General features: G+C 35.8%; 13 protein-coding genes and 3 pseudogenes. 11 read left to right on the forward strand and 5 right to left on the reverse strand.

Features of this window, described 5'->3' with window-relative positions:
* From IHO40_RS03440 to IHO40_RS06080, 3 genes and pseudogenes are all read left to right on the forward strand, one after another.
* Positions 1 to 260, forward strand: a 260-nt coding sequence (locus IHO40_RS03440; protein ID WP_225536772.1) for an exopolysaccharide biosynthesis protein, incomplete at its 5' end; no start/stop codon positions are given.
* Positions 253 to 1,625 (forward strand): annotated as a pseudogene (cysS, locus tag IHO40_RS03445) (cysteine--tRNA ligase). The gene IHO40_RS03440 and the pseudogene cysS, both read left to right, overlap by 8 nt.
* 6 nt (positions 1,626 to 1,631) lie before the next feature.
* Positions 1,632 to 2,045, forward strand: coding sequence for a DedA family protein (locus IHO40_RS06080; protein WP_368666765.1), 414 nt, complete (start codon positions 1,632 to 1,634; stop codon positions 2,043 to 2,045).
* Here the strand turns inward: IHO40_RS06080 and IHO40_RS06265 are convergent.
* The 3 genes and pseudogenes from IHO40_RS06265 to IHO40_RS03465 form a co-directional block, all read right to left on the reverse strand.
* Positions 2,035 to 2,884: pseudogene (locus tag IHO40_RS06265) on the reverse strand (EndoU domain-containing protein). The gene IHO40_RS06080 and the pseudogene IHO40_RS06265 overlap by 11 nt on opposite strands.
* Before the next feature lie 58 nt (positions 2,885 to 2,942).
* Entirely contained in the window at positions 2,943 to 4,139 is a 1,197-nt protein-coding gene (locus IHO40_RS03460; protein ID WP_225536775.1) for a phosphoglycerate kinase, read from the reverse strand.
* Between the two features lie 26 nt (positions 4,140 to 4,165).
* A complete protein-coding gene (locus IHO40_RS03465; RefSeq protein ID WP_225536776.1) occupies positions 4,166 to 5,194 on the reverse strand; it encodes an NAD(P)/FAD-dependent oxidoreductase in 1,029 nt (342 codons plus the stop codon).
* A gap of 365 nt (positions 5,195 to 5,559) precedes the next feature.
* Here IHO40_RS03465 and IHO40_RS06085 point away from each other — a divergent pair.
* The 4 genes and pseudogenes from IHO40_RS06085 to IHO40_RS03480 form a co-directional block, all read left to right on the forward strand.
* Positions 5,560 to 5,655: pseudogene (locus IHO40_RS06085) on the forward strand (hypothetical protein); the annotation flags it as partial.
* Positions 5,656 to 5,874 carry a hypothetical protein gene (locus IHO40_RS03470; protein ID WP_225536777.1) on the forward strand — a complete coding sequence of 73 codons (219 nt, stop codon included), beginning with the start codon at positions 5,656 to 5,658 and terminating at the stop codon, positions 5,872 to 5,874.
* Positions 5,875 to 5,910: 36 nt separating this feature from the next.
* Complete coding sequence (locus IHO40_RS03475; protein WP_225536778.1) at positions 5,911 to 6,102, forward strand: hypothetical protein; 192 nt, start codon at positions 5,911 to 5,913, stop codon at positions 6,100 to 6,102.
* Between the two features lie 141 nt (positions 6,103 to 6,243).
* Positions 6,244 to 6,420: a hypothetical protein gene (locus IHO40_RS03480; RefSeq protein ID WP_225536779.1), complete on the forward strand. Its 177-nt coding sequence runs from the start codon at positions 6,244 to 6,246 to the stop codon at positions 6,418 to 6,420.
* Positions 6,421 to 7,168: 748 nt separating this feature from the next.
* On the opposite strand, the gene IHO40_RS03485 is transcribed toward IHO40_RS03480, so the two are convergent.
* Both IHO40_RS03485 and pgsA read right to left on the reverse strand, forming a co-directional pair.
* Positions 7,169 to 8,110 (reverse strand): hypothetical protein, encoded by a 942-nt coding sequence (locus tag IHO40_RS03485; RefSeq protein WP_225536780.1) that lies wholly within the window; start codon positions 8,108 to 8,110, stop codon positions 7,169 to 7,171.
* Between the two features lie 106 nt (positions 8,111 to 8,216).
* Positions 8,217 to 8,759 carry a CDP-diacylglycerol--glycerol-3-phosphate 3-phosphatidyltransferase gene (gene pgsA / locus IHO40_RS03490; RefSeq protein WP_225536781.1) on the reverse strand — a complete coding sequence of 181 codons (543 nt, stop codon included), beginning with the start codon at positions 8,757 to 8,759 and terminating at the stop codon, positions 8,217 to 8,219.
* A 128-nt stretch (positions 8,760 to 8,887) separates the two neighbouring features.
* Here pgsA and IHO40_RS03495 point away from each other — a divergent pair, with 128 nt between their 5' ends.
* From IHO40_RS03495 to IHO40_RS03510, 4 genes are all read left to right on the forward strand, one after another.
* Positions 8,888 to 10,204: a malic enzyme-like NAD(P)-binding protein gene (locus IHO40_RS03495; protein WP_225536782.1), complete on the forward strand. Its 1,317-nt coding sequence runs from the start codon at positions 8,888 to 8,890 to the stop codon at positions 10,202 to 10,204.
* Between the two features lie 63 nt (positions 10,205 to 10,267).
* Entirely contained in the window at positions 10,268 to 10,486 is a 219-nt protein-coding gene (locus IHO40_RS03500) for a BolA/IbaG family iron-sulfur metabolism protein (protein ID WP_225536783.1), read from the forward strand.
* A 15-nt stretch (positions 10,487 to 10,501) separates the two neighbouring features.
* The gene (grxD, locus tag IHO40_RS03505) at positions 10,502 to 10,825 is read left to right on the forward strand and encodes a Grx4 family monothiol glutaredoxin (protein WP_225536784.1); all 324 of its coding nucleotides are present in this window, start codon (positions 10,502 to 10,504) and stop codon (positions 10,823 to 10,825) included.
* 161 nt (positions 10,826 to 10,986) lie between these two features.
* Complete coding sequence (locus IHO40_RS03510; RefSeq protein ID WP_225536785.1) at positions 10,987 to 12,696, forward strand: ABC transporter ATP-binding protein; 1,710 nt, start codon at positions 10,987 to 10,989, stop codon at positions 12,694 to 12,696.
* Positions 12,697 to 13,337 lie beyond the last annotated feature (641 nt).

The following is a 13,337-nucleotide window of genomic DNA, read 5'->3' on the forward strand; positions in this document are numbered from 1 at the left end:
GGCCAGGTGAAAAGATTTTAGCTTTCATAATGCTGCTTTGCGCATTATCGATAGCCATTCCGCTGCCCCTAACTAATTTCATTCCTGCAATTGGCACAACTCTCATTTCACTTGGTATTATGAGTAAAGATGGACTTCTCTCTACACTGGGAGTCTTAATATCTTTATGCGGGTTGCTACTTACCCTTGCTGTAATAGTTAAAGGACCACAGCTTATACTTGGTGCGTTTTCCTTTCTAAAAAGTTTTGTATATGGTTAGGCTCTATAACACCTTAACAAAAAAAAAGAGCCCTTTATACCGATCGACAAAGATCATGTAAAAATGTACGTTTGTGGACCAACAGTATATGACACAGCTCACATAGGCAATGCGCGTTCTGTTGTTGTTTATGATGTATTATTTCAACTGCTTAAATTTTGTTATGGCAAAGTTACTTATGTGCGCAACATAACCGATATTGATGATAAGATAATCAACGCAGCAAGTGAGAAAAATAGCAGTATAGAAAGCATCAGCGCATACTATACTAGGGCTTTTCATGAAGACATGGAAAGCATAAACTGTACAGAACCAACATATGAACCAAAAGCAACGGAAAATATAGATTGTATCATCAAATTAATTAAACATTTGCTGCAATCTGGTCATGCCTATGAATCCAATAAGCATGTATATTTTAGTGTAGAGTCTTACTCTGGATACGGTGCTTTATCAGGGAAAAAAATTGATGAATTGAATTATGGCAACAGAGTTGAAGTTGGTGAAAATAAAAAACATCCCGGAGATTTTGTACTATGGAAGCCTGCAAGTGATATTGACTATAAGCTTTCAAGCTACTGGAGTAGCCCATGGGGAGAAGGAAGGCCAGGATGGCATGTAGAATGTTCAGCAATGTCATATGCTTACCTTGGTCAAGACTTTGACATTCACGGCGGCGGTATAGATTTACAATTTCCCCATCATGAAAATGAAATTGCGCAGAGTAAATCTGCATTTGTCGGATCAGTATTTGCAAAATATTGGGTACACAACGGTTTTCTTACGGTAAATGAAGAAAAGATGAGCAAGTCCCTATTTAATGTAGTCAAGGTAAGAGATCTACTTCATAGCGGAATAAATGGTGAAGTAATACGTCACTCACTGCTCAAAACTCACTATAGAAAACCACTTGATTGGACAAAAAATGTTATTTCTGAGTCACAAGAAACTCTAAACAAGTTCTACCGGTTGTTACGTGACGTCGATGTAGTGAATATTGAAAAAAGTGATGCGGAAGTCTTTAAAGATTTTATAGAGGCTTTGAAAAGCGACTTAAATATTCCTGAGGCCTTAGTCATATTGCATGAAATGGCTGCGAAAATTAACAAAACGAGTAGTAAATACGGGAAGCTCAAATTAACTGAGAGTTTCGTTAAGAGCGCAAGATTTATTGGTCTTCTCAGGTCAAGTTATCAAGAATGGTTTACTGCTGGTGTGAGTCATCAGGAAGTAGAAAGACTGATAGATTTAAGAAGGACAGCAAAACAAAGCAAAGATTACAATACTGCAGACAAAATAAGAGAGCAACTAAAACAAATGGGAATCTCAATCTCTGATAACGAAGATGGTACAACGACCTGGTAAACTTATATGGAAAATTATCTTCTGTTGTTTACAGATAGCCTAATATCGTCGCTGATCTTACCTATATATCAAGGTTTTGTGTTTTGTACTATGTTGTATTTCAGGTCGCATTACAATCCACTACTTATGTTACTTTTTGGAGTGTTGGGATCAAGCATCAGTGGGGTAGTTAATTGGTATTTGGGTAGAATAACAATTTCTATCAGGGAGTCATACCGCGAGCTAGAGAGCGGGCATAAAACATCAAAAATCATAAGAAATCTACTGATCTCTGCAGTTGTACTACTTTCGTGGGTGCAAGTACTTGGAAGCGTGATTCAGGTTTTATCAGGTTATTTTAGGTTAAACCTCAGTGTTTTTACTCTGTTAACTATCCTATCCAACTTTTTCTACTTGTTATACCTCATCATTACCGCTTAGTAGCTTCCGCCTTACTCCCATCAATACAGCTACAATTAGTGCTTTTACCGTTACATTTTGGTGTTAAGTCATGGTAGAACGTAAGTATGGCATCATTCTTTCTCACAAACACCGATTAATAATTGTCATCTTCCATTTTATATAGGCACATTTCATCTTTTCCTAGTGCCTTAAATGTCTTAGTTGCGGAAACTAAAATATCGTCAGCATAAAGGTTATATGCATACCCATTTAGGCACTTAACTTTCACTTCTCCACCTTTTCCTAAATATTTCATTCCAAATGTATAAACTGGTGGATCAACTTCTAATTTATTGCACAGAGACTTATCATTCCAAATCGCACCTGCCCATTCATCTTCTTGATCCTCAACTTACCTACCTACAAAAGGAATACCACCAAGCTCCAATCTGTCTGGCTCACCACAAAAATATGTCCAAACCCTATAGTTTCTTTTTCAATTCCGCTATTTGTAAACCAAATCTTAGTTAGTTCATCCTTGAATAACTCCAAGTCTACACTTGGTGTAATCACTTGATGATCGAGCCTATCATATATTCCTTCTAATGCTTCTTGATGCTGCGGACAATTAAGCAAAACTCTGAAATCTTCTATCGGGGTGTGGTTCCCAATCTCTACAAACTCTTAACATTCCCCTATCAAGGTAAGTCAACTCCGGAAGTGGTGGGAATGTAATATGGCCCCGCAGAATTTGTTTTAAAGGATGGCTCAGAATCAATTCGTGAGTTTGTATCATTAGAGTGATTATCTTTAATATAAAAGACAAATCCTATTACCGGTATTATTAAGCATAAAATTAGCTTATTTTTCTTTGACATAATCACGATACAGCTTCGCAAAAAAAAAGCTGAGTACAAGTAACAATTTAAAAAAGCTTTAATCTGACGTTAATTGCAATGCAGCGACTCCTGGCATTTCGTCGCCACTTAGCCAGCTTAAAAACGCCCCTCCACCAGTTGAAACATACGTAAAATCTTTATCAGTAAGACCTGCAGCATTTATTGCAGATAAACTATCTCCCCCTCCTATCACGCTAGTCAATTTTCCTTCGTGTGTTAGGCTACTTACGATTTTTATTACCTCTATTGTGCTATTTGCAAAAGCTGGATGTTCAAAGACACCAATAGGTCCATTCCACAGCAGAGTTTTGCTACTTGCTACCATACTGCTTATCATGCTCAAGGTTTTAGGTCCGATATCCAAAATTACATCATTATCTAAAATGGATTCGGTGTTTCTTAAAATGCCAGTGCTGTAATCATAATTTACTGCAACCAAAACATCTTCAGGCACAACTATTTTACAATTGTTTTTATTTGCTGTTTCGATAACACTATGAAGAAAACCACCAGTGCCACTTTGAAAGAAAGATTTGCCGATATTCACTCTATTGAACAACAAAAAATTGTTAGCAATTGCACCGCCAAGAACCAGATAATCTACCCTTTCTGCTAGTTTTATAAGCATTTTTATTTTAGTTGATATTTTAGCTCCCCCAACTATCGCAGTAATAGGTTTAGCATCGAATGATATGGCCTCTTCAAGATACCTTAGCTCATCTTGTAAGCAAAATCCTGCATAGGAAGGCAAAAATTCTGTAATGCCTGAAATAGAAGCGTGGGCTCTGTGAGAGCAAGAAAATGCATCATTTACATATATATTTGCTAGTGATGCTAGTTGTTTAGCAAAATTTGAATCATTCTGCTCCTCTTCTTTATAAAACCTCAAATTTTCCAGTAATATTACATTTCCTCCGTCCATCTCATTCACTGCTTTTTGCACTTTTTCGCCAATGCAATCATTGATAAACTTTACCTCTTTATTTAATATCTGCGATAAAGTTTCAACTATATTTTTTAGTGACAAACTATCGTTTTTGGCTTTTGGGCGTCCAAAATGTGATATGACAATAACCTTTGCGCTCGCATTCACCAAATGCTGAATAGTAGGCAATGCTCTCAAAATACGAGTAGTATCATGAACTTTTCCATTTTTTACAGGAACATTAAAGTCAACTCTGAGTAAGACAGTTTTACCGCGAAAATCACAATTCTCTATGCTAGACACGTTCATCATAAAACTAAGGAGCTATAAAACCACTATACAGTAGTTTGACCTAAAGTAAATCGCTTGTGTGCCATCTTTGAAGTTGAGTATTGAAAATTAACTAGAGAATTGCGGATCACTTTGTGTATGTCATAACAAGCCATAGCGCTCTCAGCAAAGCCATTTAGTATCAACTTTAGTTTACCTGAGTACGTAGCTATATCTCCGATCGCATATATCCTATCTCTACTGGTTCTAAGTGTAACCTGATTAACAACTATACGACTGTGTTCTAACTGTATGTCCCAATTGTTTATTGGACCCAAATTCATTGACAGCCCAAAAAATGGCAGTAAAAAATCAGCAGATATTTCTTTTTCTTCTCCAGAAACAATGTTTTTTGCTATCACTGCACTCAATTGCCCATTATTTCCGGCTAGTTCGTGTAATTGATATGGCGTTACAAGTTCTATTTTTCCACTGCTTTCAAGTAATTCCAATTCATTTCTAGTTTTGGCAACACAACGAAATTCCTTTCTTCGATGTATCACATAAATTTTCTTTGCAACTTTAGAGAGTCCTATAGTCCAATCAGCCGCAGAATCTCCTCCTCCTGCAATGACTATGGTTTTATCCTGAAAATCGGAAATTTTATTTACGCTATAAAATACGGATTTATTTTCATACTCTAATATATCACCAAGGGGTGGGCGGTTAGGCTCAAACATTCCATTTCCTGCAGCGATGACAACAGCTTTGCATTTCACTTCTGTACCCATATTCGTTATTACAGTAAAGTTTCGACCGTCATTATCCGAAATTTTTTCTACCTTTTGACTTAAGTGGTAAACAGGCTCAAATGGTGAAGCTTGCTCCATTAATTGTTTAATTAGCTTTTGAGCAGTAATTATAGAATAGCCAGGTATATCGTATATCGGTTTTTCTGGGTAAAGAGCAGTACATTGTCCTCCCGCTTGATCCAAAACATCTATGATATGACATTTCATATCGAGCATTCCTGCTTGAAAAGCAGTGAATATTCCAACAGGTCCTGCACCTATTATTACAATGTCAGTTTCCATGTTCTCCATTTAGGCAATAACTTATTTAGATATTAGTTAGCTTTGTTAACAAGGTCAATTTATGAAACAGCAAAAGATGTTACGCAAGTAGCTGACACTAAACTCTTGCGGCAATGTTACAAAAAACAATATAGAACTCAAGAAAATAACTATTAGAGGACCGGATAAGCTACAGACTTAAGAAAAAATAAATTTTTATGTAATTACAATAGTGTATTGATTTTAATAATTAACAGCGAGGTAAATATTATGAGTATTAAGAACGATTTAATAATTTATAACCACGGCAAACAATAAAGTAAGAGTTGTAAAACAGTTGCTTAATCTACTTAAAAAAACTATCTAGTTCATTCAATATATGGCAAATATCCGATAAGGAAGGCAACACTGTATTACACTATGCTGAAAAAAGTTCCAATCACGGACTGGTAAAATTATTCATTAACAAATATGAAATCGATATGAACTTAAAAGGTCAATATGGGCAAACTCCATTGGTATTTGTAATGGGAAATTTTGTACCAGGAGTTGATAATAATGAGAATCTATCTATAACTGAATATTTCAATAGAAGGTTTTCTCATGGAAATGACCTATTGATTATCGACTCATTGTTAAAATTGAGAGCAAAATTTGATAGGGCAGAGTATGTTTACCTACTGAGTATTGTAGAAAATTAGAAAAATAAGGACGGATATGTACCTTTGTGCGAAAAGATGGAAAGGACTTCAAGTTTAATCTTAGATGAAAATGTAAGACGAAAAAAAGGGGATGAGAATTGTTACTATGACAGCAATCCAGAGCATATTTGTGAAGAGATAGTTGACAATAAAGAAAAGTTAGATAGTAACGCTCATATGAGTCGTAGTAGCAGTGTATCGAGTATTAACAACGACACTTGGTATTAGGATTCTAGTTGGGATAATGGCAAAAGTGAATGCCTAACACTTTCAGACCCTCAATCAGATGATGAAAAAAGAAGCAGAACTCCTGAAAGTAGTTATAGATCTGGCAATGATGCAGGCCAACAGGAGTCCAAAATTGTAGCTTTGCCAGACCACCAGCCAAATGTAGGAAAGTCATCAATAGCACCGAAGACAGCTAATCCACAAACAAGACCTCAAGCTTTTCCTGCAAAAAGGATGCCTGAAAATAGAATATCTAATCCTAGTTTTAATAAAGGACATGGTTCTGGTTTTTTCTCCAATTCAGCGGCAAATGGCTAAAGGAAAAGACGAAGATGTTTGAAAATAACACACCTTCTAGCTTTAATAGAGAATCTAGTTTTTTATCTGTTAAAGAACCGGCAAAACAAGAACCATGAGCCTTTATCGTAAAGGCAAACAGGCAGATGCCTGAAAACAAAATATCTAATCCTAGTTTTAACAAGGGGCATGATTTTTCTTCCAATCTAGCAGCAAATAGCATAAAGGAAAAGATAAAAATGTTTTGAAGATAACACACCTTCTAATCCAAGCTCTAAAGTGCTTTTAAGCTCTACAAAAAAAGCTCTGAATAGAAGCAACTTTCTTCTTAAAACTCTACCGCTTAAGCAGCTTATTTCTTTTCTCTTGATGCCAGCGCATAATGCTAGAATCCAGTTTTTTTTAAGCCATAGAAACGGGGCTACAAAAATTGCTTGACACATTTTTACAGCTCTACTACACTGAAGATTAAGGTGTTTTAGGACCCAAAAATCTATCTTCGCTTGCAAGCTTTTCCACTAAACAATAAAATTCAGTAAAAAGTATAGTGTATCTTCTTCAGTGTGTGTAGGTACACATACATGATTAATTTCTGTCGTATTTGTGCTGCATTTCTGCTAGATCTTTCTTTATAGGAGGTTCATCGTGTTTACAATTCTGAATTACGCATATCGTTAGCTTAAAAAATCAGATGGCGCCTTTGGTTTTTAACATTAGATCGTAAAACAGCTAGGCTATTGTGAGGTTTCTTTGCATTTTTTTGCTTAGTTTAGGTTATGCAAACAGTTGCTTCTTGGTTTGTACCATCTCTTCTGTCTACATTGCTTGCAACAGCACCTGCTGTACCTTTTCCAGCGCCTTTTATACCTTTTCCAACTTCTACATCCTTTAACTCTCTCTTATAAAGGTGTGTGATTAGTTCACTTCCTGCCATCAAAAGAGTGATGCCTACTAAACCTAAAGCGGGTCCAACAGCAGGATGTAAGAATGATGCTAATGTTATTAACATTATTCTCCTTATTAACATTATAGAAGAACCAGCAAATATTAAACTAGCAGCAGACATATTGTTAGTCTTTTTCTTGGATTTTTCATCAAGGTTGGAATTTTCTTGCTCTTTGTCTACCTCATGTTCTTTGCCCTTCTTGTACTCACGATAGAAGAAATTAGCGTTTGCTACAAAGTAAAGTAAGCTCGAAATTGAAAGGGCTACGTCTTCTATTATTCCTTGTTCCAGTGCTTCGCTAACTATACTAGCTACAATAACTAATGTAATTAAAGCAGCATCAGCGTAATTAAGGTAATTATCAACGGTATGAGGAACATTTCTCTTCTCTTTTTCTGCCACTTCGCCATTTTCAAGATCCTTCAATTCCTGTTCCTTTTGAGCTATCTTTTTATTATTATAAATTAAATATAGCGTACAAATAAGAGATAAAACTGTGAAAGGTAATATAGTGCGGCTTAGTGAACCACTTATAGCACCAAGCAACACCTGAACGCTGCATGTTTTTTCCAGCTCAATAGCCATAAGCAATGCAAATGGGGCCATTATTGCCAATGATACGTGTTGTCTATATAGCTCTCTTTTTTTCAGTGTTAATAATTTTTGCTCGAGCTTCTCCATTTTTTTTGTTTCTTCTTCAATTATAGACCAAAAATCCTCCATTTCAGAATACTTGGTACCAGGGTTATTTGTAATACTAGTCATATAAACCCAACTAACTTATGGACTAGTATATTATATATGATTTCAATTACTTAGTCAATTTTATTGAAATCTTAGCTATTTGTATATTAATTGTTTCTCAAGGAATTCAGTCAATCTGTTTGATGCCGACTATGACATAATTGTAGCCTGACCACATAGTTATAATGGCTGCAACCCAAAGACAAATTGTACCTATATATTGAGTTATTTCGTAGTCATCTATTGTTAGTGCTACTACAGCAAGCATCTGCAGAAATGTTTTAATTTTTCCAGCTTTGCTCACAGGTAGGCTAACGTTTGTAGCGGTCAGAAACTCCCGTAAACCAGAAACTAATATCTCACGACAAACGATGATGATTGATGGTATTATCGTATAATCATTGATCTTATGCTTATAAACCAGCATAATTATTGTTGAAACCACTATTAATTTATCAGCAATTGGATCAAATAGCCTGCCAAATTTTGATTGGACTTTCCACGTACGTGCTAGGTAACCATCAAAAAAATCTGTAATGCATGCAAATATAAAGATTGATATTGTTATCGAGTTTGCATATTTGTTTTCTATATAAAAACTTAATATTATTGCTGGTACTGCAAGCGCACGAGAGATTGTCAGTAAATTAGGCAAGTTTTTTTTTAACATGCAATGTAACTTTAGTGCGGTATGGCAAACTTATACAGGAGTAAAGTGCAACTCACAAGCTAATAGTTTGCAATTGAATATTTATAAAAATTCCATATGCTTAAAAATTATGAGCTCAAGATATAATAATGAATGACGATTTAGATTATACTACAAAACAAGAAGCGCTTAAGTATCACAGTGGAGGCGGTAATCCTGGTAAAATATCTACCTTGCCAACAAAGCCCTTATCTACCCAGTATGACTTGTCACTTGCTTATTCCCCTGGAGTTGCAGCTCCATGTCTTGAAATAGCTAAAAACTCTGATCTGGTTTATGATTATACGGCAAAGAGCAACTGTGTTGCTGTTATTTCAAATGGCACTGCAGTGCTTGGGCTCGGCAACATCGGGCCTCTTGCTTCAAAACCTGTTATGGAAGGCAAAGCTGTTTTATTCAAACGTTTTGCTGACATCGATGCAGTTGATATAGAAGTTGGCACAGAAAATGTGGAAGATTTCATCAACGTAGTAAGATATCTTGGACCGAGTTGGGGAGGGATAAATTTAGAGGATATAAGGTCTCCCGATTGTTTCATAATAGAAAAGCGTCTAAGTGAATTGATGGACATTTCAGTATTCCACGACGATCAACATGGAACTGCAGTGGTTGTTGCAGCTGGCATAGAAAATGCTCTTGACATTGCAGGAAAGAAATTAGAAGACGTTAAGATCATCATTAATGGCGCTGGAGCAGCCGGTATTGCATGTTTGGAAATACTGAAGTCCATGGGCGCTAAAAACATAGTGCTGTGTGATAAACAAGGGGTAATATATAGAGGCAGAAAAGAGGATATGAATGAGTGGAAGGAAAAACATGCAACTGACACTAAAGAACGTTCTCTACTTGATACGATAAAAGGTGCTGACGTATTTATTGGACTATCTGCAAAGAATGTGCTAAGCAAAGAGATGCTGAAGAGCATGGGTAAAGATCCGATTATTTTTGCTCTTGCTAACCCTGATCCAGAAGTAAGGCCTGAGTTTGCGAAATCCGTAAGGCCAGATGCAATAATCGCAACTGGTAGATCAGATTACAACAACCAAGTCAATAACGTGATGGGATTCCCTTATATATTCAGGGGAGTACTTGATGTACGTGCAACAACAATAAATGATGAAATGAAAATTGCAGCTGCAAATGCAATAGCAAAGCTTGCTCGTGAGCCAGTACCTGACGAAATATCTGCAGCTTACGGTGGTCGTAAAATGAGCTATGGACGTGAATACATAATACCTACTCCATTTGACCCAAGATTGATTTCGATAGTTTCTCCTGCCGTTGCAAAAGCCGCAGTGCATTCAGGTGTTGCTAAAAAAGCAATACAAGATTGGAGTGAATATGAAAATCAATTAGAATCTCGTCTTGTGAGTGCTCTCAGCACGCTGAATTCATTGTCTTCATGATAATTCAGTTGTGCAAAGTAATTTTAGGTTTATAATAAAAGTATTGTAATTTAAAGTAAATTAATGGTTATCGCAATTTATGAATTAGAGAAAACCATCAAACAATCATTCCCAGGTGCCGATATAGAGATTAATTATCTTGCTGGAGATAATGATCACTATCATTTGAAAATAACCTCCGAGTGCTTTCTTGGAAAGACAAGGGTAGAGCAGCATAGAATGGTATATAAGGCATTAGCAAGGCAGTCTATCCATGCGTTGCAGTTAGAAACTAGTGTTTAGAATTAAGGTGAACTTATGAACAATTTTGAACAAATAAAAAAGGATATAACAGAAAGTGATGTGGTGCTCTATATGAAAGGCACTTCTGACTTTCCTCAATGCGGGTTTTCTGGACTCGTCGTGTCAATTCTCAAAAACTTGAATGTAAAGTTTAAATGCGTCAACGTGCTAGAAAATGATGAAATACGTCAGTCCATAAAAAAGTTTTCTGATTGGCCAACAATTCCACAGTTATACATAAAGGAAGAATTTATTGGCGGCTGTGACATTGTTCGCGAGATGTATGAAAAAGGTGAGCTGCAAAGCTTGCTAAAAGAAAGAAAGATTATGACAGAGTAAGACTATCAGAAGGGTGTTATCCCAAAATATTCTCCAGTTTTACTGGCTTTTTTGTGAGTTGAATCACAACATTCATACGATCAGTAGACCTAAAGCCATACCTTTTTCCTTTCTCCTGGCACTAAAATCCATATACTTAGCCTTAGAGACTTCGAAATAAGATGCGATCTAATATTAGGCAATTATTTTACTACATAAAGCCCAGTCTACATTATTTCATTATAGCTTTTATTGCAGTTTTATTTTCAGCTTTAACAATTCTCCTTTTCGGTAGAGGTTTGAGTAGCATAATTGATTCTGGCACAGAACACGATTTTACTACTAAACTAGTAGTTATAATATTTGTAGTTTTATCTGTTTCTCTTACTGCGTTCATTAGATTGTATTTCATTGGCATTGGCAGCGAAAAAGTTATTGCAAGAATAAGATATGACTTATATAGTAATGTTACCGAATTGCAACCAAGTTTCTTTGAGAACACTGGTGTCCAAGACGTCATCTCAGCACTAATTACTGATACCTCTGTGTTGCAATCTATAATAAATAGCAGCTTACTCACCATATTGCGAAATTTTGTCATTTTAATTGGTAGTGTTGCCATGTTGTTATATACAGATCTGCATCTAACTGCATACGCGGCCGCGATAATACCAATACTACTTATTATCATGACTTCTCTGGGGAAAAAAGTGCGCAATCATGCACGTTTTGCCCAGAGTAAGCTGAGTGAACTTGCATCACTTAGTGAAGAAAATTTCAGATCTATAGTAACCATCAAGTCGTTTATATTAGAGGAAAATGAGAAAATCCGTTTTAAGGAACGTCTAAACTCAGTATCGAAATCATACATAAGATTGATACTCTTGCGCGCTATTTTGGTAACTTTGGTTATCTCATATGTGATAGGTTCACTGGTCGTTTTAATCTTTTTTGGTATTAAAGAAGTCTTAAGTGATAATATAACTATTGGGGAGCTATCTTCATTTGTGTTTTATTCAGCACTTGCAGCAGGAGCTGTAAATAATCTGAGCGATAATATCAGTGACTTACAACGTGGTCTTGGGATAGTAGAGCGTTTATTTGAATTTAAGAATATGAAAAGCTCTATAGAAGATGCTGATGATCCTATAAAAATTTGTAGTGTTCAAAAAGGAATTTCGTTTAACGGTATAACTTTTTTTTATGAATCTCGGCCTGGTAAGCCAGCGTTAAGTAACGTATCATTTTCCATAGAGGCAGGCCAAGCAGTGTCAATTGTTGGACCATCTGGCAGTGGTAAGAGCACCATTTTAAAGCTTCTGCTCCGTTTTTATGACCCAAGCAAAGGCAGCATTACTATCGATGGGCATAATATTAAGTCGATTGCGTTAAGTAGTCTCAGGTCATTATTTGGGTTAGTTCCGCAAGATCACATGATATTTTCTTGTTCAATAATGGAGAATATATTGTACGGCAAGCCAGATGCTGAATATGAGGAAGTGAGACAAGCAGCCATCAGTGCTTATGCGATGGAATTTATTGACAGGTTGCCCGATAAGTTTGACACATTTGTAGGGAAAAGAGGATTAAAACTTTCCGAAGGACAAAAGCAACGTATTATAATAGCTAGAGCCATACTCAAAAATCCCCAAGTCTTAGTACTGGATGAGGCAACCTCTGCCCTTGATTACAAAAGTGAAAACTTCGTACAAAAAGCACTGAGCAAATTAATGCAAAACAGAACAACGATCATAATCACACACAGGCTATCAACCGCACTCAAAACTGACAAAATTATAGTGATTAATCACGGAGAAATAGAAGAAGTAGGAACTCATGACTCTCTAATAAACAAAGATGGACTATATGCAAAATTGGTGAAAATACAATAGATATGAATATTGTATGAGTAAAAAGAAGAACTAAGTTAGTTGCTATGCTGAATTTAGAATTAAAGTTATTAATTTTTTAACTTATAATAATTTAATATTATTTTTTTAAGGACTATTATGATTTACACTCATGGTTTTTACTACAACAACAATATATGACTTCTCATTTACCAACACCAGTTTTTCCAGAGCATATACCTTGTACGCCTGCACATATGCCTTATGCTGTTAATTCATGTCATAATCATTTTAACTCTGTCATAACTATTATGACGCATATCACAATCCTTGTGATGTATTAGGGCTTGTTTAAAAAGATTGTTTTAAACAACTTATATATGCACGTAGTGCTACTTGTACACATGCTATATACCCCTTCTAAAAGCGCACGGGCATTATTTAAATAATACCCGTTTTTTGCTAATAGGAAATTCGTAAGCAGCAGATTACTTACATAGCAGTTTTACTAAAATTTATTCCAGCAACACAACTAATACCTACAGTCCTCTTTTGAAATCTCATATAGAATCCCAATGGTAGTAGGACAAATTAAAGGTACTGTTTGTTAGTCAAGAACGGTGTCATCCAAGTGACTTTTTTCGTCATTCCAGCAGTTGATACTAGGATCTACTGTCTAAAAC

Source organism: Wolbachia endosymbiont of Mansonella ozzardi, assembly GCF_020278625.1.
Classification (GTDB): domain Bacteria; phylum Pseudomonadota; class Alphaproteobacteria; order Rickettsiales; family Anaplasmataceae; genus Wolbachia.

What these genes read in the sequence shown, in the direction of transcription:
- IHO40_RS06080 (WP_368666765.1), top strand. Translation starts at nt 1,632, where the DNA reads ATGGAAAATTATCTTCTGTTGTTTACAGATAGCCTAATATCGTCGCTG.
- IHO40_RS03460 (WP_225536775.1), bottom strand. Translation starts at nt 4,139, where the DNA reads ATGAACGTGTCTAGCATAGAGAATTGTGATTTTCGCGGTAAAACTGTC.
- IHO40_RS03465 (WP_225536776.1), bottom strand. Translation starts at nt 5,194, where the DNA reads ATGGAAACTGACATTGTAATAATAGGTGCAGGACCTGTTGGAATATTC.
- IHO40_RS03470 (WP_225536777.1), top strand. Translation starts at nt 5,656, where the DNA reads ATGAACTTAAAAGGTCAATATGGGCAAACTCCATTGGTATTTGTAATG.
- IHO40_RS03475 (WP_225536778.1), top strand. Translation starts at nt 5,911, where the DNA reads ATGGAAAGGACTTCAAGTTTAATCTTAGATGAAAATGTAAGACGAAAA.
- IHO40_RS03485 (WP_225536780.1), bottom strand. Translation starts at nt 8,110, where the DNA reads ATGACTAGTATTACAAATAACCCTGGTACCAAGTATTCTGAAATGGAG.
- pgsA (WP_225536781.1), bottom strand. Translation starts at nt 8,759, where the DNA reads ATGTTAAAAAAAAACTTGCCTAATTTACTGACAATCTCTCGTGCGCTT.
- IHO40_RS03495 (WP_225536782.1), top strand. Translation starts at nt 8,888, where the DNA reads ATGAATGACGATTTAGATTATACTACAAAACAAGAAGCGCTTAAGTAT.
- IHO40_RS03500 (WP_225536783.1), top strand. Translation starts at nt 10,268, where the DNA reads ATGGTTATCGCAATTTATGAATTAGAGAAAACCATCAAACAATCATTC.
- grxD (WP_225536784.1), top strand. Translation starts at nt 10,502, where the DNA reads ATGAACAATTTTGAACAAATAAAAAAGGATATAACAGAAAGTGATGTG.
- IHO40_RS03510 (WP_225536785.1), top strand. Translation starts at nt 10,987, where the DNA reads ATGCGATCTAATATTAGGCAATTATTTTACTACATAAAGCCCAGTCTA.